We start from the raw sequence: 19878 nt of genomic DNA on the forward strand, positions 1-19878 counted from the left end.
CCGACCACCCGGCGAGGAACGCTTGGAGCGCCGGGACCGAGTTACCGTGCACCCGGCAAGGCGGATCCGACCGGATCCAGGAGAGTTCCCCGCGTACCCAACGGCTTTCCGCGCGTCATGGGCCGGAGCGTGCGGGTCCTACGGAACCGCGGTTGACCTCTCCCGCGCCGGGAGGTGTCGCCGGCACTCCGCGATCAGGCGGGCTCGCAGGAGTGCGGCGCGGTCGGCGAAGCCGCGTTGCAGTACGGCGTACTCGGAACGGCCCTCCGGGGTCTCGACCCGGACCGGGGGACAGCCGAGCGCCGCGAGGTCGTACGGCGAAGCCCGCATGTCGAGGGTGCGGATCTCCCGGGCCAGCTCGAAGCAGTCCGCGACCAGTTCCGCCGGTACGAGCGGCGACAGCTTGTACGCCCACTTGTAGAGGTCCATGTTCGCGTGCAGGCAGCCCGGCTGTTCGTTCGCCGCCTGTGTCTCCCGGGTCGGCCGCAGCAGGTTCAGCGGCCGGGCCGGCGCGGTGAAGAACCGGTACGCGTCGAAGTGGCTGCACCGGATCCGGTTCGCCTCGACGGTGTCGGCCGTCTCCGCCGGCGACAGCCGCAGCGGCCAGGCGTTGTGGCGTACCTCGTCCTGGGTCTGGCGGTAGACCATCGCCCACTCGTGCATGCCGAAACAGCCGAGGTGGGCCGGCCGGGCGGCGGTGCGGGTGAGCAGTTCGTGGATCCAGGCCACCGATTCGCCCCGGCGCTGCCACAGCGCCCCGGTGTCGACGGTCACCCCGTCCGCGACAGCCCGGTAGTCGCGGCCGAACCCGGTCACGTCGGCGCCGTCGAGCGTCACCCCGGCACCCGGATGCCAGCGCCGCAGCTGCGCCGGCCGGTACGAGTAGTAGGTGAACAGGAAGTCCTCGACCGGATGCTTCACGCCCGTGCGGCGGCGTGCCAGGTGCGGGACGAGCCACCGGTCGACGCGCTCCTCGTGCGCGGCACGCCGGGCCCGCCACACTGCCGGCGGCAGCACGGCGACGGTCGCGGCGGGAACGGTCACCCCATCAGGGTACGGCGGGCGTGCGGCCGTACCCGGTGGGCCTTTCCGCCGCCGTGAGCCGTCGGCGGCTGGCTGCGCGGGCCTACGGGAGGCGGACGGTGACGCCGGCGGAGAAGACGCCGCCGCGCAGCTCGATCCGGTCCGGCGGGGTCTCGCCGTTGACCGTGAAGGCCAGCGGGAAGAGCAGTTCTTCCCCGGCGGGCACCGGGGTGGCGAAGAGGTCCCGTCCGCCGTTGACCGCCCGGGTCGCCTCCTCGTCGACGCTGACCCAGTTGCCGTTCGGCTGGTACGCCCGCTGGAGCATGCCGTACCACGGTTTGCTCTCGCCGCTGACGTTGCGCAGCCCGACGACGGTGACGCACCGGCCCTTGCCGCCGGCCGGCGGCTCGCAGGTGACCCGGTAGACGGCGAACTCGAAGAACTGTTCCCGCATCGGGGCGCCGAGCTGGCCCAGCGTGGTGTCGCCGATCCAGCCCTTGCCCTCCTCGAGCGCGGCCCGGGTCGTCTCGCCGGCCCGGTTGAACCGGACCGCGCCCTGCCAGGCGGCGAGCGCGCCCACGACGGTCACCATCGCGGCCGACAGCAGCACGAGTGTCCACACCGGAGGGCCGTACCGCCAGCGGTAGCGGGGCATCTCGCTGCGGAAGCGTTCGGCGCGGGCGAGCCGGCGCGGTGCGCTCCACCTCCGCCAGGTGAAGAACAGCGCGGCGAGCAGCACGACGCCGATCGAGCCGATCAGGGCCGGCAGCGTCATCCACCACGGCGGCGCCGCCTTCACGACGGGCAGCGCGGGTGCGGCCCAGGTCGTGGAGGCGCAGTCGTACGGCTGGTCGCCCTGCGTCGGGTAGGCGCAGGCGGGCACGACGACCTCGCGCATGGTGCCGGCCGGGGCGAGGGACGCACTGCGCTGGAGGCTTTCGCCGGGTACCAGCCGGAGCCGCCAGGTGATCTCGTTGCGTGCCTGGTAGCCGCCGTCGCTGACCGCCGCGACCGCGGTGCCGGCCGGCACGCCCTGCCGGACGACCACGTCGAGCGGCTCGGGGCTCTCGTTGCGTACCTCGGTGCGGTAGTACGGGGCCGAGCCGCCGCTGCCGGAGACCTTGACGGTGACGGCGTGCGCGCCGGCCCGGGCGAGGTGGGTGGGCGTCTGAGCGGTGCCGGCGGGTACGGCTGTGGCGGGCATGGCGACAGACACGAGGACGGTCAGCGCGGCCAGTCGGATCGGGGTTCGGGTCATCTCGGTTCGGGACCTCCCGCAACCGACGCTAGGCCGGCAGCCGGTGCGGTATGCGGGAAAGGTCCGTTCCGGAAACCGTCCGCAGGCCCGCTGGTACGCTCCGCCGCCCAGGCCACCGGCCCGGGCGACTAGATTGGCCTGGTGCGTATCGCTCGTTTTGCCCATGCCAGTGGAATGTCGTTCGGGGTCGTCGAGGGTGAACCCGGCGCCGGCCCGGAAGGTCTGACCGTCGCCGAGATCGAGGGCCACCCGTTCGGCCGGATCACGTTCACCAACCAGCGGTGGGCGCTCGCCGACGTACGCCTGCTCTCACCGATCCTGCCCAGCAAGGTCGTGTGCGTCGGGCGCAACTACGCCGACCACGCCGCCGAGCACGGCGCGGAGGTTCCGGCCGAGCCCCTGCTCTTCCTCAAGCCGTCGACGTCGGTGATCGGCCCCAACGACGCGATCCGGTTGCCGGCCCAGTCGAAGCAGGTCGAGCACGAGGCCGAACTCGGCGTCGTCATCGGCCCGCCGGGCGCCCGTCGCGCCGACCGGGCCGCCGCCGAGAAGGCCATCTTCGGGTACGTCGGCGCGAACGACGTCACCGCGCGGGACCTGCAACGCTCCGACGGCCAGTGGACACGGGCGAAGGGGTTCGACTCGTTCTGCCCGCTCGGGCCGTGGATCGTCACCGGCCTCGACGTCAGCGACCTCGAGGTCCGCTGCGAGGTGGGGCGCAAACCCGAGGAGATGGAGGTACGCCAGCTCGGCCGGACCAAGGACATGGTCTTCGACGTGCCGGCGCTGGTGTCGTACATCTCGCACGTGATGACGCTGCTGCCCGGCGACGTGGTGTTGACCGGCACGCCGGCCGGGGTGAGTCCCGTCACGGCGGGCGACACCGTGGTCGTACGGATCGAGGGGCTGGGCGAACTGGCCAACCCCGTCGTCGCGCTCGACTGAGTCGGGCCCGTGCCCTGTCGGCGCACGGCGCGTCGGCGGGGCACGGTGGTTTGGGGGCCGGTGGGGGGATCGGATTTGGCACCCTCCACCGGGTCCGGTAAAGTTCAGCCCCGGTGCCGCAAGCAGCAGGACCACAAGTTGCATAACAGCGCAACGAGTGGGAAGGCTGTGAGCAGGAAGGCCATAGGCGCCAATGGGGTATGGGGTAATTGGCAGCCCAACTGATTCTGGTTCAGTTAGTCTAGGTTCGAGTCCTGGTACCCCAGCAACCGATGCCCGGATAGGGCGCCGGCGCTGAGCTCTGATAGAGTTCAGCACCGTTGGACCGCAAGGAAAAACGGCAAAAGTGAAGAAAAGTCCTGGCCCCGTCGTCTAGCGGCCTAGGACGCCGCCCTCTCAAGGCGGTAGCGCGGGTTCGAATCCCGTCGGGGCTACAGATAACTGCCCGTGTCACTCCGGTGACACGGGCAGTTCGCTTTTCCCACTCTCTCAGATCCCCTAATACCCCCTCCACTCCCGTTGATCCGCGTGATCAGGGACTAAATCGTGCGTGTCGCCGGTGTGTCGTGTGTCGTACTCCCTGATCACCGGGATCAAGGAGGGCTGAGCTGGCAGGGCGTCCATGCCCTGAGGTGCTGCCGAAGACCGGGCTGTCGAGGACCGGGCCGGTCCGGTGGCGGCCGGGCTGGACTGCTCCTGTGGGGCCGAGGCGGCCGAGGTGGCCCAGCGGCCGAGGTGGCCCAGCGGCCGAGGCGGCCCAGCGGTCGGGGTGGCAGAGCGGCCGGGGTGGCGGAGCGGTCGGGGTGGCAGGGCGGTGGCGGGCGGTGCCTTCCTTGATCCCGGTGATCAGGGAGTTCTGCAGGCGCCGCACCGCCGACACGCGCGATTTACTCCCTGATCACGCGGATCAAGAAGGGGAGTGTCAGAGGCCGCTCAGGCGTTGGCCGGCGCGGACCACGGCCATGGCGTGGCGGTCGCCGGGGCGGCGGCCGAGCCGTTCCAGCGGGCCGGAGACGCTGATCGAGGCGATGACCCGGCCGGTCCGGTCGCGGATCGGGGCGGAGACGCTCGCCACACCCGCCTCCCGTTCGGCGACCGACTGCGCCCAGCCGCGGCGGCGTACCTCGGCCAGGGTGCGGCCGGTGAACTTGCAGCGGGGCAGCAGTGGCATGACCGCCTCGGGCGGCTCCCAGGCGAGCAGGATCTGGGCGGCGGAGCCGGCCGTCATCGGCAGCACGGAGCCGACCGGGACGGTGTCGCGCAGCCCGCTGGCCCGCTCGGCGGCGGCGACGCAGATGCGTTCGTCGGCGCGGCGCAGGTAGAGCTGGGCACTTTCGCCGGTGGCGTCGCGCAGCGCGGCGAGCAGCGGCTCGGCGGCCGTCAGCAGCACGTCGGGCGCGGCGTTGGCGAGTTCGCCGAGCCGGGGCCGGGCCGCCAGCGTCCCTGGGTGTCGCGGACCAGCATCCGGTGGATCTCCAGCGCCTGCGCGAGGCGGTGCGCGGTGGCCCGCGGCAGCTTCGTACGGTCGACGAGTTCGGCCAGGCTGGCGCCGTCGACGCAGGCGGCGAGGATGACCACCGCCTTGTCGAGAACGCCGACACCGCTCATACTGTGTCCCACAAGCCGAAACATACCTCCCAGAATTTAGGATGTCCAGATGGTGGGAGTCACTCCGAAGCCAACATCGCCCAGGACCCTGGCCGAGAAGGTCTGGGACGCTCACGTGGTGCGATCCGCCGAGGGTGAGCCGGATCTGCTCTTCATTGATTTGCATTTGCTCCACGAGGTGACCAGCCCGCAGGCGTTCGACGGCCTGCGGATGGCCGGCCGCCGCGTGCGACGTACGGATCTCACGCTCGCGACCGAGGACCACAACACCCCGACCGGGTACGACGACCCGTCGTTCAACGCCCGCCGCGGTGACCTGCTGACGATCGCCGACCCGACGTCGCGTACCCAGATCGAGACGCTGCGCCGCAACTGCGCCGAGTTCGGCGTCAAGCTGCACGCGCTCGGCGACGACAACCAGGGCATCGTCCACGTCATCGGGCCGCAGCTCGGCCTGACCCAGCCCGGTCTGACGATCGTGTGTGGCGATTCGCACACCGCCACCCACGGCGCGTTCGGCGCCCTGGCGTTCGGCATCGGCACCAGCGAGGTCGAGCACGTGCTGGCGACCCAGACGCTGCCGCAGGCCCGGCCGAAGACGATGGCGGTCAACGTGGTCGGTGAACTGGCGCCCGGCGTCACCGCCAAGGACCTCGTGCTCGCCCTGATCACACAGGTCGGCACCGGTGGCGGCCGTGGCCACATCGTCGAGTACCGCGGCGAGGCGATCCGGGCGCTGTCCATGGAGGGCCGCATGACGATCGCCAACATGTCGATCGAGTGGGGCGCCAAGGCCGGCATGATCGCGCCGGACGAGACGACGTACGCGTACCTCAAGGGACGGCCGAACGCGCCGCAGGGCGCGGACTGGGACGCCGCGCTGGAGTACTGGCGCAGCCTGCCCACCGACGAGGGGGCGACCTTCGACACCGAGGTGACGCTCGACGCGGGCCGGATCAGCCCGTTCGTCACCTGGGGCACCAACCCCGGCCAGGGCGCGGCCCTGAACGGCGCGGTGCCCGCGCCGGACGACTTCGACAACGACGCGGAGCGTACGGCGGCCCAGCGGGCCCTGGAATACATGGACCTGCGGCCCGGTACGCCGCTGCGCGACGTGCCGGTCGACGTGGTCTTCGTCGGCTCGTGCACCAACGGCCGGCTGGAGGACCTGCGGGCCGCCGCCGACGTGCTGCGCGGGCGCAAGGTCGCCGACAGCGTACGGATGCTGGTGGTACCGGGGTCGGCCGCGGTGCGGGAGGCGGCCGAACACGAGGGACTGGACAAGGTCTTCATCGACGCGGGTGCGGAGTGGCGCTTCGCCGGCTGCTCCATGTGTCTGGGCATGAACCCCGACACGCTCCGGCCCGGCGAGCGATCGGCGTCGACGTCCAACCGCAACTTCGAGGGCCGGCAGGGCCGTGGTGGGCGTACCCATCTGGTGTCGCCGCCGGTCGCCGCGGCCACCGCCGTGACCGGCCGTCTCGCCGCTCCCGCCGATCTGTGAAGGGCTGAGAAGACGATGGAAAAGTTCACCGTTCACACCGGCGGCGCGGTGCCACTGCGGCGCTCCAATGTGGATACCGATCAGATCATCCCGGCCGTGTATCTCAAGCGGGTGACCAGAACCGGCTTCGCCGACGGTCTGTTCAGTGCGTGGCGGGAGGATCCCGCATTCGTGCTCAACGATTCGAGGTATTCCGGTGCGTCGATCCTCGTCGCCGGCCCGGAGTTCGGCACCGGGTCGTCCCGCGAGCATGCCGTCTGGGCGCTGCGCGACTTCGGGTTCCGGGCCGTCGTCTCGCCGCGCTTCGGCGACATCTTCCGCGGCAACGCGCTCAAGGAAGGCCTTCTGCCGGTCGAGCTGGAATTGACAGTCGTCGAAGAGTTGTGGGCCCGGCTCGAAGCCGATCCGGCAACGCCGGTGACCGTCGACCTGACCGCCCGCGAGGTCCGCGTCGGCGACGCGGCCTGGCCGTTCCCGCTCGACGACTTCAGCCGTTGGCGGCTGCTGGAAGGCTTGGACGACATCGGTTTGACGCTTCGCCACGAGTCGGCGATCGGCGCCTACGAGGAGCGCCGGCTGCCCTTCCTGCCGGTCGTCGCCTAGGCCGTACGCCTGACCACACAGCGGTTTTCGCCCCCGTCGACCTGGCCGACGGGGGCGAATCCGTTACGACACAACGACTTTTTTCCGGCAGATGTTTGTGTACTGGTGGCAAAGGGCATACCGTGCGCGCAGAATGGCTCGCGTTGAGTCCAGAAGTACATTCGGGAGGGAAAGTCGTGAACAAGGCCGAGCTCATCGAGGCCCTTGCCGCTCGCCTGGGGGACCGGAAGACGGCGACTGCGGCGCTCGACGCGGTTCTCGCAGAGGTCCAGGCGGCGGTCACCAAGGGCGACCGCGTGGCGCTGACCGGTTTCGGAGTCTTCGAAAAGCGTGTGCGGGGACCGCGAACAGCACGCAACCCGCGCACCGGCGAAGCGGTGAAGGTCAAGAAGACGGCGGTGCCGGCGTTCCGGCCGGGCGCCGGCTTCAAGGACATGGTCGCCAGTGGCAAGGCCCCGAAGGCCACCGCCGCGGCACGCAAGACCGCCGCGGCCACGAAGACCACGACCGCGAAGGCGGCCCCGGCCACCAAGACGGCCGCGGCGAAGAAGACCACCGCCGCCAAGACCGCCGCCCCGGCGAAGACCACCGCGGCGGCCAAGAAGACCACCGCCAAGGCGGCGCCGGCGAAGACGGTCGCCGCCAAGAAGACGGCGCCGGCCAAGACGGCCGCCGCCAAGAAGGCCGCGACCAAGGCCGCGACCAAGGCCACCGCCACGAAGGCGGCCACCAAGGCCACCGCGACCAAGGCCGCGACCAAGGCGACCGCGACCAAGGCCACCGCGACCAAGAAGGCCGCGCCGGCCAAGAAGTCCGCCGCTGCCGCGGCCAAGAAGGCCGCGGCGACCAAGAGCACCACCCGCACCACGGCGGCGAAGAAGGCCCCGGCCCGCAAGGCCGCGGCCAGGAGCTGAACCGACGAGTACGGCGTAGGAGGCGCTCATCCCGACGGGGTGGGCGCCTTCTCGCGTACCCGGGATCGTGCCGCCCGAGGGGTTCGGCCCTTGATCCGGCGGGGGATAGAACACGAGAATGACTCGGATTGTCCCGCCCGTCCGAGAGGGACCGCCAGTCCGAGGGGGAACCGTGCGCCGGTCGTCCATGTCGGTTGCCGCCACCGCACTGGGCATCACCCTGCTCGTGGACGTGTTGCGCGTCTGGCTGCCCTCGATCATCACCATCTTCGGCCAGGCCGCCGCCACCCCGGCCGAACTCATGGGTGCCTTCGCCCTGATGTGGTTCGTGCTCGCACTCGGCGCGCCGCCGCTGGTCCGGCTCGTCGGGGCCCGCCCGGTGCTGCTGGTCGCCGCCGTCGTGCTCGGCGGCTGCCGGGCCGCCCTCGGTGCCACCCCGGGCGGTCAGGCCCAGCTCTACGTGGCCAGCGTCGGCCTGCTCGCCGGACTGGTCTGGCTCGCCGCCACCGCGACCGCCGCCACCCGCCCGGTCGCCGGGCTCGTTCTCGGCCTGGCGACGGCGACCGTCCTGCACACCGCGCTGGACACCCTCGACCTCACCTGGCGCGCCGACGTGCTGTCGTACGCGCTCACGGGCGCCGTCGTCGCCGTGTTCCTCGCCCTGGTGTGGCGGGCCGAACCCGGCACCGAACCCCGCACCCGGCCGGGCCGGGCCGCGCCGTGGCTGCTCGCCGGCCCGGCACTGCTGCTCTCCGGCATGCTCGCCGGATCACCGGCGCTGGCCACCACCGCGGTGTCCTACCTGTACGGTCCCGGACCCGGGACCGCCGGCACCACCCCGCTGGGCGACACCTGGCCGGCGGCGGTCACCGCGGCGGCGGTGGCGCTCTTCGTCGGCGCCGGGCTGGCCCGCCCGCCCCGGGGCCCGGTCCGCTGGCTGGTGCCCGTTCCGCTGCTGGCCGGTACGGTCATGTTCGCCACCGCGGTGCCCGCGTTGCTGATTCCGGCGATCCTGCTGACCGCCGCCGGCCTCGGCGCCTGTCTCGCCCGGTCCGCCCCCGCGTCCGCCGCCCCGGACCCCGCCGGTTCCGCCGCTGCCGCCGGGCCGGCGGAACGACCGGGGGAGCTGAGGAGCGGGTTCGCCGCCGTGGGCGGGATGGTGGTCTTCGCCGTCGGGGCGGTGCTCTACTACTCCGCCTACGACCTCGGCTACCCCAACCAGTGGGTCCCGGTGCTCCTGGCACTGTTCGTCGCGGCGGTCGCGGTGCGGACACCCGGACCCGTATCCGTACCGGTCCGCGCGGTGCGCCGGCCCGCCCTGGTGACCGCGGTCGCCGCCGTCGTGACCGTGCTCGCCGCGATCGCCGTACCGAACAACGCGGTGCCGGTCCGCGAACCGGAACCCGGCCCGGTCCGGGTGGTCGCCTACAACATCCGGATGGGCTTCGGGCTCGACGGGCGGTTCGACCTCGACGGCCTGGTCGACGTCGTCGCCGGGCAGCGGCCGGACGTGGTGGCGCTCAGCGAGGTCGACCGGGCCTGGCTGCTCAACGGCGGCCACGACACGCTGGCACTGATCGCCGACCGGCTCGGCATGCGGTACGTGTTCGCGCCCGCCGCCGATCCCGTGTGGGGCGACGCGATCCTGACCCGGCTGCCGGTGACCGAGGCCCGCACCGTGCGGCTGACGGCCCTCGGCGCCCCCACCGGGGCGCAGGCGCTGGCCACCGTACTCGACACCGGCATCGGCGAACTGGTGGTCGTCTCCACCCACCTCCAGCCGCCACCGGACGACGGGCCGGTCGTCCAGGCCGGCGAGGTGGTCCGGTTCGCCACCGGGTACGCCGCCGGGCGACCGCTGGTGCTCGCCGGCGACTTCAACACCCAGCCGGGCGACCCCGCGTTCCGGGCGTTCACCGACGCCGGCCTCGTCGACGCGCTCGCGGCGGCCCGGCCGCTGCCGACCGCGCCGGCCGACGCCCCGGACGAGCAGATCGACCACATCTTCGTGTCGGCCGGTCTGACGGCCACCGACGCCGTCGCCCCGCCCAGCACCGCCTCCGACCACCTCGCGGTCGCCGTCACCGTGGACCGCGTCCGGCCGTGACGCCCGGCGTGCCCGGCCGCCACTCGCCCGACAGTCCGCCTGCCGCCCGCCCGGACCGGTACCGCTGTTCGACGCCACAGCGAATTCGGCGTACGCACAGCGAATCCGCTGTGCGCCCGGGCGGCACACCCGGGCGGGCCGAAGCCGGACGGCGTCGGAGGCAGCCCGCCGCCGGGCCAGAAGGCCGCCAGGGTCAGATGGCGGCCGGGTCAGATGGCGGCCGGGGTCAGACGGCGGCCGGGTCGAGGCGGTCGGCGCCGACCAGGCGCTCACCGGCGAACGCCAGCAGCCAGCCGGTGCCCTTCGGCGTGTGGTGGTCGCCGACGTCACCACCGGTCAGGCCGGCCAGCGCCGCCGGCAGCACCTTGCCCTGCGTGCACACCACGGCCCGCCGTCCGGCCGTCGCCAGCTCCACCAGACGGCCGGCGGCGGCCAGGGCGTTCTCGTCACCGTCCTGGCCCGGCAGCGGCTCGTCGAAGCCCGAGTCGACCTCGATCGGCAGGTCGAGCCGGCCGGCGAGCGGAGCGAGCGTCTGCACGCACCGCCGCGGCGCCGCCGACAGCAGCCGCTCCGGCCGGACCACGGCCAGCAGTTCGGCCAGCCCGGCCGCCTGGGCCCGGCCGGCCGCGTCCAGCTCCCGGGCCACGTCCGGACCGGTCCAGGTCGCGCGTTTGCCGGCCCTGGCGTGCCGTACGACGGCCAGAACGGCGGTCACCCGGGGCAGCACGGCGAATTCGCGTACGACGGCCGCGTCGTGCGCGTACGTCAGCAGTCCCGCCGCGGCCCCGACCGGCAGCCAACGCAACGCGTCGACCTCGGTCTCGTGCTGGAAACCACCACGGTCGACGGCCCGCACCGACCAGTAGTCGACCGACTTCGGCGTACCGTCGCGCATCGCGTACCGGATGCCCGGCAACCGGACCTGCGGCACGCCGCGCACGTCCGCCTCCTCGGCGATCTCCCGGACCGCCGCGAGCAGCGGATGCTCGCCCGGTTCGAGTTTGCCCTTGGGCAGCGTCCAGTCGTCGTAGCGGGGCCGGTGCACCACACAGACCTCGACCTCGCCGGCGCCAACCGGCCGCCACACCACGCCACCCGCGGCGCGGACCGGGACGGTCACGGCAGCCATTCGGTGCGCCGGGGGTCGACGGCCTCGCTCCACCGCTGCGGGAACTCGGCCCGGACCCGGTGGATGATCTGGCGCTCCCGTTCGGCGAGCCGCCCGGCGGTCACCGCGAGCGCGTGGTCGGCGGGGTGTTCGTCGGCGACCGACAGCCAGGCCTCGGCCGCGAGGGCGGCGTCCTGGTGCTCGCCGAGCAGATCCTGCACCTTCGACAGGGCCTTGCCCAGGTCGCGGGCTGGCGCGCCGACCACCGGCTTGACGGCGTTGACGGCGTACCTGGCCTTCTTGCCGTCGATCCGGGTGGCGTGCCAACGCTCGTCGGGATCGGTCGGACCGAGTTCGCCGGCACCCCCGACGCCGTCCGCGCCGAACACCAGCCGGCGCCAGGGCTTGGCGACCAGCCGGGGCAGTACGTCGGCCGCCGGCCTCCCGGCCCGCTTCGTCAGCCGCGGCTCGCGGGTGGCGGCCACCAGGTCCTCGACCAGGGCGGCGTAGCGGTCGGACGCCAGGACCTCGTCGAGGGCAGCCAGGGCGGCGTCCTGGCGGGCGGCCAGCACCCGGTCGATCCGGGCGACGGCCGCCTCGTCGAGTGGGCTGAGCGGGTCGCCCGCGGCCGTGCGACGCAACCGGGCGCGCAACACCTCGGCGTCGCGCGGCCCGCCGAGCGCGTCGGCGAGCCACTTCACCTCGTCACGCAACGCCCGCGACCACGACGACTTCGTCAGCGGCCGGAACGTGCGCAGGTCGCTGCGCAGCCGCCGGCAGCCGACCCGCATCTGGTGCACGGCGGTGTCGTCGCCGACCGGCAGGCGCAGCCGGACGAGCGGGTCGTGGGCGAGGATCCGCCGGATGTGCTTGCGGACCGCGTCGGTGACGACGTCGCCGGCGGTCGGCTCGTCGGGCAGCCCGGCCGGGGCGACCAGGTCGGGTTCGTCGCGTGCGGCGGAGCCGAGGGCGCGTACGAGTTTCGGGGTGAAGCCGCCGGCCCGCGCGCCGGCCCCGCACAGCACCGCCTCGACCCGGTCGAGCAGTTCGGTGTCGCCGTCCCCGCGTTCGACCTCGATCTCGCGGAACGTGGCGCGGACCCGGCGCCCGTCGAGCACCGAGACCGCGTCGTCGGCGACCTCGGCGAGCAGCCGGCCGTCGGCGTCCCGCAGCTCGTACGCCCGGCGGACGGTGCGCACCACCGCGACCCGGGCCAGCTCCGTCCCCCGCGAGTAGGCGGTGACGAGCGCGGACAGCTCGGCCGGAACCCTGCCGGGCCGTCCCGGCCGGGACACCTCGTGCCGCCGGCCGGGCAGGTCGGCCGGGAACTTCACCGTCCAGGGCGACGGATCGCCCTTGCGGTGCCGCAGCGACGCCCCGGCCCGTGCCAGCCGCAGATCGGGCGTGTCGAGATAGGTCGCGGTCAGGGTCGCCGGGGGCAGCTCCACGACCCGCCCCCCGTCCGGCAGGGCCGGGGCCAGGTCGGGGACCGCGTACGCCGGGTCGGCCTCGTACTTGCGTTCCTCCTCCAGCATGTCGGCCAGCCTAACCAGATCTTCCGGCCCGCCGCTCAGCCCGCGCCGCCCACCACGCGGCGCAGCAGCGCCTCCTGGAGGTGCACCAGCGGGGTGTCGTCGCTGCTGACCCGGCGCGCCCAGGTGCCGTCGCCGGCCAGCTCGAACGCCTCCACGTCGTCGCTCATGCACGACGAGATGATGTGGTCGAGGTCGGCGCGGGCGACCGGGTCGGTGACGCGTACGAGCGCCTCGACCCGCCGGTCGAGGTTGCGGTGCATCAGGTCCGCCGAACCGATCCAGAACTCGGCCGAGTCGTCGGCGCCGAACCGGAACACCCGCGAGTGCTCGAGGAACCGGCCGAGGATCGACCGGACCCGGATGTTCTCGGAGAGGCCGGGTACGCCCGGACGCAGCGTGCACATCCCGCGGATGATCAGTTCGACGCGTACGCCGGCCCGGGACGCCCGGTAGAGCGCGTCCACGATGTCCTCGTCGACGAGCGAGTTCACCTTGATCTGGACGAGTCCCCGCCCGCCCCGCCGGGTCTGCTCGATCTGCTGTTCGATCCGCTCGATGATGCCGCTGCGCACCCCGTGCGGCGCGACCAGCAGCCGGCGGTAGGCGGTCTGCCGGCTGTAGCCGGTGAGCACGTTGAACAGGTCGGTCAGGTCGGCGCCCACCTCCGGGTCGGCGGTCAGCATGCCGAAGTCCTCGTAGAGCCGGGCGGTCTTCGGGTGGTAGTTGCCGGTGCCGATGTGGCAGTAGCGGCGGATCTGGTTGCCCTCCTGGCGTACGACCAGGGCGGTCTTGCAGTGCGTCTTGAGCCCGACGAGGCCGTAGACGACGTGGCAGCCGGCCCGTTCCAGCATCCGCGCCCAGCCGATGTTGGCGACCTCGTCGAAGCGCGCCTTCACCTCCACCAGCACCACCACCTGCTTGCCGGCGGCGGCCGCGTCGATCAGCGCGTCGACGATCGGCGAGTCGCCGGAGGTGCGGTAGAGCGTCTGCTTGATCGCCAGCACGTTCGGGTCGGCGGCGGCCTGCTCGATGAACCGCTGCACGCTGGTGGAGAACGAGTGGTAGGGGTGGTGGACCAGGATGTCGCCGTCCCGGACCACGGAGAAGACGCTGCGCGGCACCTCGCCCTCGACCAGCCGGGGATGGGTCGCCGGCACGAACGGGCGTTCCTTCAGGTCCGGCCGGTCGACCGCGTCGTAGATCTGCCACATCGACGACAGGTCGAGCAGGCCGGGCACCCGCAGCACGTCGTGGCTGTCCATGTCCAGCTCGCGGACCAGCAGGTCGAGCACGTGGTCGGAGATCGACGCGGCCACCTCCAGCCGCACCGGGGGGCCGAACCGGCGCCGGGCCAGTTCCCGCTCCAGCGCCTGGAGCAGGTCCTCGTCGCGGTCCTCGTCGACCTCGACCTCGGCGTTGCGGGTCACCCGGAACAGGTGGCACTCGACCACCTGCATGCCGGAGAAGAGCTGGCCGAGCTGCGTGGAGATCAGGTCCTCGACCGGCAGGAACCGGGCCGGCCGACTCGGCCCGACCGGCACGAACCGCGGCACGTTGTTGGGCACCTTGACCCGGGCGAACAGCTCCGACCCGCCGTCCGGGTCACGGACCACCACCGCCAGGTTCAGCGAGCGGCTGGAGATGTACGGGAACGGGTGCGCCGGGTCGACCGCGAGCGGCGTCAGCACCGGGAAGATCGCCTCCCGGAAGTACGTCCGCAGATGCTCGCGCTCGCCGGCGTCCAGGTCGGCCCACCGGACCAGGTGTACGTCCTCGGCGGCGAGCCCGGGCAGTACGTCGTCGACGAAGCAGCGGGCGTGCCGGGCGACCAGCCCGGCGGTCTTCTCGGCGATCAGTTCGAGCTGGGTGCGCAGCGGTAGCCGGTCGCCGCCGCGTACCGGCAGGCCGGCCTGGAGGCGGCGCTTGAGGCCGGCGATGCGGACCATGAAGAACTCGTCGAGGTTGCTGGCGAAGATCGCCAGGAACTTGGCCCGCTCCAGCAGCGGCGTCGCCGGGTCCTCGGCGAGCGCGAGCACCCGGGCGTTGAAGTCGAGCCAGGACAGTTCCCGGTTGAGGAACCGGTCCTCGGGCAGCGGCTCCAGCGTCGTCGCGCTCGCCCCGCCCGGCGGCGGGGAGTCGGACGGGGAGTGCGCGGTCGACGGCGCCCGGTCCGGGTCGGGATCACCGCTGCCGGCCGGCGGCTCGGCAGGTGGTGGAACACTCCCGGCCAACGCCGTCGTCGTGGGGTCCCGCCGGACGAACCGCCCGTTCGAGCCGCGTCGGCGGACCTGTCCGCGGGGCACCGGGGTACGGTCCTCGTCGGCGACGGGTGACTGATCGGAGCGGGACTGACGCTGGTGCGGGGGGCGGCGGCCGGCTGGATTCGTCACCCGTTAATCATCACCCGATCCAGGTGACCGACAAATCAACATGCCACATTTGGATCATTGAAATGTGGGTAACGTGACCCTGCTGACCTGCCCGGACTCGTTGTGTTCGACCCTGACCCGTTGCCCGGGACGCAGCAGCCGGAGCCCGGACGCGTCAAAGGCCGCCGCGTCGAACGCGACCTCGTCGCCGTCGTCGAGCAACAGCGTTCCGCAGCGGCTGTGTGGGTCGTAGGTGGCGACGGTCCCCTGCATGGCTGCACCGTACCCGCGCACGCCGTCCCCCGCACCGTCCCGCGTCGCGCCTTTGTACGTCGCGCCTTTGTACGTCGCGCCTTTGTACGTCGCGCCCCCGTGTTGCCGCCTGCCGCGCCCAGTCCGCCGATCATGGAGAAATCGTGGCGTTTCCCGCCTGACTTGCGAACATCATCCCCATGATCGCGTGTCGGTTCGCGTGGGCTTGGCGCGTCGGGCGGAGTGGGGCTGCCGGGCGGGGTGGTGTGGCGGTCCCGCCCCTGTCGGCCGAGCAACCGTGATGCGTGTGCCGTTGTCGGGTTTCTGGTTGGTTCGACCGATGCCGCCGCAGGGGGACCCGACAGCGCCGGCCCGCCACCCGACGAACTGAGCGTGGGAGGGGTCATACGGCGCCCGAATAACCCCCTCCCACGCTCAGTTCGTCAGTGGGCTCTTCACCCACCGCCTCATCGCCAGGGCGATATGTGCCGAACGTCGCGCGTGGGGCGGGGCGGGTCGCAGGGGGATGCGGTTGATCTGGGCGGGAGGGACCTTATCGAGCGTGGATAAGGTCCCTCCCGCCCAGATCAGCAAGGATCACCGACGGCGCCGCCGCGACAACCCGCCCCAACCCTACGTAGTTGAGCGCGCTCGCCGTCACCTTCGCCGATCTCCGGGACGTGCGGCCGCGGCCGGGACGAGGGCGGCGCTGTGGCGGCCCAGGCCCAGGTCGGCGGCGGCGGCGAGGTCGGCGGGGGTGTCGACGTCACGGCGCAGGGTCGGCCAGCCGCCGGTGAGCGGCAGCGCGCCCGACGCGGCGTGCCGGGCGGCGGAGTCGACCCCGAAGTGTGGATCGAGGGGTACTCCGGGCGGGGCGGTGAGCAGTACCGTGCCGGTGCCCGGTGCGTCCGCCAGGAACCGGCGCGCCGTCCGGCCCGGCACCAGCCGCAGCGCGGTGCGGGGAGCGGCATCCCGCCCGGCACCGACGAAGTCGGCCTGCCCGTCCAGGGCCTGCCCGCCCTTGGCCTGCCCGTCGAGGGCCGCCCCGTCTACGGCCTGCCCATCCAGGGCCGCCCCGTCTACGGCCTGCCCATCCAGGGCCGCCCCGTCTACGGCCTGCCCACCCACGGCCGCCCCGTCTACGGCCTGCCCACCCACGGCCTGCCCACCCACGGTCGCGCCGCCCACGGTCGCGCCGCCCACGGTCGCCCTGCCCACGGTCGGGTTGCCGGCGGTCGACCCGCCTGTGGTCGACCCGCCCGCGGCCTCGCGCAGTGCCCCGGCGAGATCGGCCGGGCGTAGCGCGGGCAGGTCGGCGGCGAGCGCCGCCACCCACCGGTCGGCGGCCAGCGACGCGCCGTGGGCGACTGCGGCGTTGAGTCCGGCGTCCGGGACGTCGGGCACCACGGATGCGCCCAGTGCGTGCAGTGCCGGTCCGGCGACCGGGTCGTCGGTGACCACCAGTACCCGGTCGACCGGCGGGCAGGCGAGCACCGCGGCGACCGTGTCGAGGGCGATCGCCAGCGCCAGCCGCGCGTGCGCCTCGGCACCGGGGTCGGCCAGCGCGCCGCGCAGCCGGCTCTTCGCTGTGGCCAGACGCTTGACCGGCACCACCACGACCCAACTCGGCTCCCGCACGCGCCAATCCTGCCAGCCCGGCACGGCCGACCCTCCCTGGCCGTACCCAGGCGGAACGGGCATGATTTCGCTTCGAGCCCCCGGTACCCGGAGAATCGGCCGCGGCAACGATCGCGGCACCGGTCGAGACCGTGGTCGGCGGGGAAACGAGGAGGCAGCGTGGCGCGGCGCAGGCTGGGGTTCTGGCGGCGGTTGGTGGTGGTGCTCGTCAAGCCGGTGCTCACCCTGTGGACCCGTCGGACCTGGGCCGGTGCCGAGTACCTGGCCACCGGAAGCGGCGTCATTGTCGTGGCCAACCACATCTCGCACGCCGATCCGCTGGTCTGCGGGCACTACGTCTACGACGCCGGCCGCTGGCCACAGTTCCTCGGCAAGGCGAGCGTCTTCCGGGTTCCGGTGGTCGGGCGGATGCTGCTCAAGGTCCGGCAGATCCCGGTCGAGCGGGGCAGCAGCGACGCCGCGAAGTCGCTCGACCTGCTCGTCGCGGCGGTCAAGTCCGGCGGCGCCGTGGTGATCTATCCCGAGGGCACGACCACCCGGGAGCCCGACCTGTGGCCGATGCGGGGCAAGACCGGTGCCGCCCGGCTCGCCCTCGCCACCGGCGCGCCGGTCGTGCCGGTGGCGATGTGGGGCCCGCAGCGGATCTTCGACCCGCGGACCAAGAGGTTCAGCGTCCGCCCGCGCATCCCGGTCGAGGTCAAGGCCGGGCCGCCGGTGGACCTCGACCGGTGGTCCGGGGCCGCACCGACCAAGGCGACCCTCGACGAGATGACTGAGGAGATCATGGTGCGTCTGCGTGACCTGCTCGCCGAGATCCGTGGCGGCACACCACCGCCGCTGTGGCAGCCGACCGCGCCGGAATCCGGGGCGGGCCGGTGAGCGGGCACGTGGCGGTGCTCGGGGCCGGCTCCTGGGGCACCGCGTTCGCGAAGGTGCTCGCCGACGCGGGCAACGAGGTGACCATCTGGTCGCGGCGCGAGCAGGTGGCGGCGACGATCCGCTCCACCGGCACCAACCCCGACTATCTGCCCGGCCTGCGGCTGCCGGCGAACGTGACGGCCACCGCCGACGCCGGCAAGGCGGTCTCCGGGGCGTGGCTGGTGGTGCTGGCCGTACCGTCGCAGACGCTGCGGGGCAACCTCGCCGAGTGGACCGGCTTCCTGGCCCCGGACGCCACCCTCGTCTCGCTGATGAAGGGCATCGAACTCGGCACCACCAAGCGGATGAGCCAGGTCATCGTGGAGACGGCCGGGGTCGCCGCCGACCGGGTCGTCGTCGTGTCCGGCCCCAACCTGGCGCCCGAGATCGCCGCCGGCCAGCCGGCCGCCACCGTGGTCGCCTGCACCGACACCGACCGCGCCACCCTCGTGCAGAACGCGGTGACGACGTCGTACTTCCGGCCGTACACCAACGGGGACGTGATCGGTACCGAGCTGGGCGGCGCGGTCAAGAACGTGATCGCGCTCGCGTACGGCATCGCGACCGCGATGCGGCTCGGCGACAACACCAAGGCCACCCTGATCACCCGGGGCCTGGCCGAGACCGCCCGGCTCGGGGTCGCGCTGGGCGCCGATCCGCTCACGTTCGCCGGTTTGGCCGGCCTCGGCGACCTCGTCGCCACCTGTACCTCCCCGCTGTCGCGCAACCGCACCTTCGGTGAGCACCTGGGTCGCGGCGAGACCCTGGAGCAGGCGCAGGTGGCCACCCGGCAGACCGCTGAGGGGTCAAGAGCTGCCTGGCCATCCGTGACCTGGCCCGGGCCCACGGGGTGGAGATGCCGATCACCGAGCAGGTCGAGCGGGTCTGCCACGAGGGCGTCGACCCCCGGGTGGCGCTGACCGCGCTGATGAGCCGTACCACCAAGCCGGAGTGAACGGGGAGTGACGATGAGCGAGACCGACCGGTACGGCGACGGCACCCGCTGCGTGCACGCCGGGTTGCCCGAGCCGGCGCCCGGTCAGCCGTTCCTGCCCGGGCCGGTGTTCGCCGCGCCGTACCACCTCGACCCGGCCGGCGGTGACGCGGCCGCCGGCCGCGACTGGTACGGCCGCCCCGGCAACCCGACCCGGCGCCACCTCGAGGCCGCCATCGGCGACCTGGAGGGCGGCGACTGCCTCGCCTTCGCCAGCGGACAGGCGGCCCTGACCGCGCTGCTGCTGTCGGTGCTCCGGTCCGGCGACACCGTCGTGCTGCCGGCCGACGGCTACTTCACGGTCCGGTCGTTCGCCAACTCGGTGCTGGCGGCGAACGGGGTGACGGTACGGCTGGTGCCGACCGCCGGTCCGCATCCGTCGTTCGAGGGCGTACGGCTGGTCCTGCTGGAGACCCCGGCCAACCCCGGGCTGGACGTCTGCGACATCGCCGACCTCGCCGCCCGGGCGCACGCCGCCGGTGCCCTGCTCGCCGTCGACAACACCACCGCGACACCGCTCGGCCAGCGGCCGCTCGACCTCGGCGCCGACCTCGTCGTCGCGTCCGGGACCAAGGCGCTCACCGGCCACTCCGACCTGCTGCTCGGCTACCTGGCGACCCGGTCGCCGGACCTGTTGGCGGCGGTCCGCACCTGGCGGGACACCACCGGGTCGGTGCCCAGTCCGTTCGACGCCTGGCTCGCCCACCGCTCGCTGGCCACCCTCGACCTGCGGCTGGCCCGCCAGTCGGCCAACGCGGCCGCCGTCGCGGGGGCGCTGCGGAACCGCTCCGACGTGACCGGCGTACGGTGGCCCGGCCTGCCCGACGACCCGGCGTACCCGGTGGCGAGCACCCAGATGCGACGGGTGCCCGGCGTCGTCGCGTTCGACCTCGGCAGCGCCGAACGGGTGGCGCGCTTCCTGTCGGCCGCCGACCTGGTGTTCGCCGCCACCTCGTTCGGCGGCCTGCACACCACCGCCGACCGGCGGGCCCAGTGGGGTGACGACACCGCACCCGGCTTCGTACGGCTCTCCTGCGGCGTCGAGGACACCGCCGACGTCGTGGCCGACATCGGGCGGGCGTTGGACCGGTCGGCCTAGCCG

13 protein-coding genes, 2 tRNA genes and 4 pseudogenes are annotated in these 19878 nt (G+C 73.1%); 10 read left to right on the forward strand and 9 right to left on the reverse strand.

Annotated elements, in window-relative coordinates:
* Nucleotides 1–138 precede the first annotated feature (138 nt).
* Nucleotides 139–1044 carry an adaptor complexes medium subunit family protein gene (locus tag Prubr_RS19195; protein WP_212816336.1) on the reverse strand — a complete coding sequence of 302 codons (906 nt, stop codon included), beginning with the start codon at nucleotides 1042–1044 and terminating at the stop codon, nucleotides 139–141.
* Between the two features lie 82 nt (nucleotides 1045–1126).
* Nucleotides 1127–2281, reverse strand: a complete 1155-nt coding sequence (locus Prubr_RS19200; RefSeq protein WP_212816337.1) for a DUF4381 domain-containing protein — start codon at nucleotides 2279–2281, stop codon at nucleotides 1127–1129.
* 141 nt (nucleotides 2282–2422) lie between these two features.
* Here Prubr_RS19200 and Prubr_RS19205 point away from each other — a divergent pair, with 141 nt between their 5' ends.
* The 3 genes from Prubr_RS19205 (at nucleotide 2423) to Prubr_RS19215 (ending at nucleotide 3660) form a co-directional block, all read left to right on the forward strand.
* Nucleotides 2423–3226 carry a fumarylacetoacetate hydrolase family protein gene (locus Prubr_RS19205; protein ID WP_212816338.1) on the forward strand — a complete coding sequence of 268 codons (804 nt, stop codon included), beginning with the start codon at nucleotides 2423–2425 and terminating at the stop codon, nucleotides 3224–3226.
* Between the two features lie 194 nt (nucleotides 3227–3420).
* Nucleotides 3421–3492 (forward strand) — tRNA-Gln (locus Prubr_RS19210).
* A 95-nt stretch (nucleotides 3493–3587) separates the two neighbouring features.
* Nucleotides 3588–3660: transfer RNA gene (locus Prubr_RS19215), tRNA-Glu, on the forward strand.
* Nucleotides 3661–4148: 488 nt separating this feature from the next.
* On the opposite strand, the pseudogene Prubr_RS19220 reads toward Prubr_RS19215, so the two are convergent.
* Nucleotides 4149–4834: pseudogene (locus Prubr_RS19220) on the reverse strand (IclR family transcriptional regulator).
* Nucleotides 4835–4883: 49 nt separating this feature from the next.
* Here Prubr_RS19220 and leuC point away from each other — a divergent pair.
* The 4 genes from leuC (at nucleotide 4884) to Prubr_RS19240 (ending at nucleotide 9962) form a co-directional block, all read left to right on the forward strand.
* Nucleotides 4884–6338 carry a 3-isopropylmalate dehydratase large subunit gene (gene leuC, locus Prubr_RS19225; RefSeq protein WP_212816339.1) on the forward strand — a complete coding sequence of 485 codons (1455 nt, stop codon included), beginning with the start codon at nucleotides 4884–4886 and terminating at the stop codon, nucleotides 6336–6338.
* 15 nt (nucleotides 6339–6353) lie between these two features.
* Nucleotides 6354–6941: a 3-isopropylmalate dehydratase small subunit gene (gene leuD, locus Prubr_RS19230; protein WP_212816340.1), complete on the forward strand. Its 588-nt coding sequence runs from the start codon at nucleotides 6354–6356 to the stop codon at nucleotides 6939–6941.
* A 176-nt stretch (nucleotides 6942–7117) separates the two neighbouring features.
* Nucleotides 7118–7855 carry an HU family DNA-binding protein gene (locus tag Prubr_RS19235; RefSeq protein ID WP_212828242.1) on the forward strand — a complete coding sequence of 246 codons (738 nt, stop codon included), beginning with the start codon at nucleotides 7118–7120 and terminating at the stop codon, nucleotides 7853–7855.
* 187 nt (nucleotides 7856–8042) lie between these two features.
* Nucleotides 8043–9962 (forward strand): endonuclease/exonuclease/phosphatase family protein, encoded by a 1920-nt coding sequence (locus tag Prubr_RS19240; protein WP_212816341.1) that lies wholly within the window; start codon nucleotides 8043–8045, stop codon nucleotides 9960–9962.
* Nucleotides 9963–10188: 226 nt separating this feature from the next.
* On the opposite strand, the gene Prubr_RS19245 is transcribed toward Prubr_RS19240, so the two are convergent.
* The 6 genes and pseudogenes from Prubr_RS19245 to Prubr_RS19270 all read right to left on the reverse strand — a co-directional run.
* Entirely contained in the window at nucleotides 10189–11091 is a 903-nt protein-coding gene (locus Prubr_RS19245; protein ID WP_212816342.1) for an NUDIX hydrolase, read from the reverse strand.
* Entirely contained in the window at nucleotides 11079–12605 is a 1527-nt protein-coding gene (locus tag Prubr_RS19250; protein WP_212816343.1) for a CYTH and CHAD domain-containing protein, read from the reverse strand. Before Prubr_RS19250 ends, Prubr_RS19245 begins: the two co-directional genes overlap by 13 nt.
* A gap of 35 nt (nucleotides 12606–12640) precedes the next feature.
* On the reverse strand, nucleotides 12641–14836 hold the full coding sequence (locus Prubr_RS19255; protein WP_212828243.1) for an RNA degradosome polyphosphate kinase: 2196 nt from the start codon (nucleotides 14834–14836) through the stop codon (nucleotides 12641–12643).
* 213 nt (nucleotides 14837–15049) lie between these two features.
* Nucleotides 15050–15247: a cold-shock protein gene (locus Prubr_RS19260; RefSeq protein WP_212816344.1), complete on the reverse strand. Its 198-nt coding sequence runs from the start codon at nucleotides 15245–15247 to the stop codon at nucleotides 15050–15052.
* A 636-nt stretch (nucleotides 15248–15883) separates the two neighbouring features.
* Nucleotides 15884–16195, reverse strand: a pseudogene (locus tag Prubr_RS19265) (hypothetical protein); the annotation flags it as partial.
* A gap of 303 nt (nucleotides 16196–16498) precedes the next feature.
* Nucleotides 16499–16864: pseudogene (locus Prubr_RS19270) on the reverse strand (NTP transferase domain-containing protein); the annotation flags it as partial.
* Between the two features lie 159 nt (nucleotides 16865–17023).
* Between Prubr_RS19270 and Prubr_RS19275 the strand changes: the two are divergent.
* From Prubr_RS19275 to Prubr_RS19285, 3 genes and pseudogenes are all read left to right on the forward strand, one after another.
* Nucleotides 17024–17743, forward strand: coding sequence for a lysophospholipid acyltransferase family protein (locus Prubr_RS19275; RefSeq protein ID WP_212816345.1), 720 nt, complete (start codon nucleotides 17024–17026; stop codon nucleotides 17741–17743).
* Nucleotides 17740–18737 (forward strand): annotated as a pseudogene (locus tag Prubr_RS19280) (NAD(P)H-dependent glycerol-3-phosphate dehydrogenase). The gene Prubr_RS19275 and the pseudogene Prubr_RS19280 overlap by 4 nt, the downstream one beginning before the upstream one ends.
* A gap of 13 nt (nucleotides 18738–18750) precedes the next feature.
* Nucleotides 18751–19875: a cystathionine gamma-lyase gene (locus tag Prubr_RS19285; RefSeq protein WP_212816346.1), complete on the forward strand. Its 1125-nt coding sequence runs from the start codon at nucleotides 18751–18753 to the stop codon at nucleotides 19873–19875.
* Nucleotides 19876–19878 lie beyond the last annotated feature (3 nt).

The sequence above is a fragment of the Polymorphospora rubra genome (genome assembly GCF_018324255.1).
GTDB lineage: Bacteria > Actinomycetota > Actinomycetes > Mycobacteriales > Micromonosporaceae > Polymorphospora > Polymorphospora rubra.

Bases quoted from the DNA above. Each gene is read 5' to 3' on its own strand.
- Prubr_RS19250 (WP_212816343.1), bottom strand. From the start codon at position 12,605: ATGCTGGAGGAGGAACGCAAGTACGAGGCCGACCCGGCGTACGCGGTC.
- Prubr_RS19200 (WP_212816337.1), bottom strand. From the start codon at position 2,281: ATGACCCGAACCCCGATCCGACTGGCCGCGCTGACCGTCCTCGTGTCT.
- Prubr_RS19245 (WP_212816342.1), bottom strand. From the start codon at position 11,091: ATGGCTGCCGTGACCGTCCCGGTCCGCGCCGCGGGTGGCGTGGTGTGG.
- Prubr_RS19260 (WP_212816344.1), bottom strand. From the start codon at position 15,247: ATGCAGGGGACCGTCGCCACCTACGACCCACACAGCCGCTGCGGAACG.
- Prubr_RS19285 (WP_212816346.1), top strand. From the start codon at position 18,751: ATGAGCGAGACCGACCGGTACGGCGACGGCACCCGCTGCGTGCACGCC.
- Prubr_RS19240 (WP_212816341.1), top strand. From the start codon at position 8,043: ATGTCGGTTGCCGCCACCGCACTGGGCATCACCCTGCTCGTGGACGTG.
- leuC (WP_212816339.1), top strand. From the start codon at position 4,884: ATGGTGGGAGTCACTCCGAAGCCAACATCGCCCAGGACCCTGGCCGAG.
- leuD (WP_212816340.1), top strand. From the start codon at position 6,354: ATGGAAAAGTTCACCGTTCACACCGGCGGCGCGGTGCCACTGCGGCGC.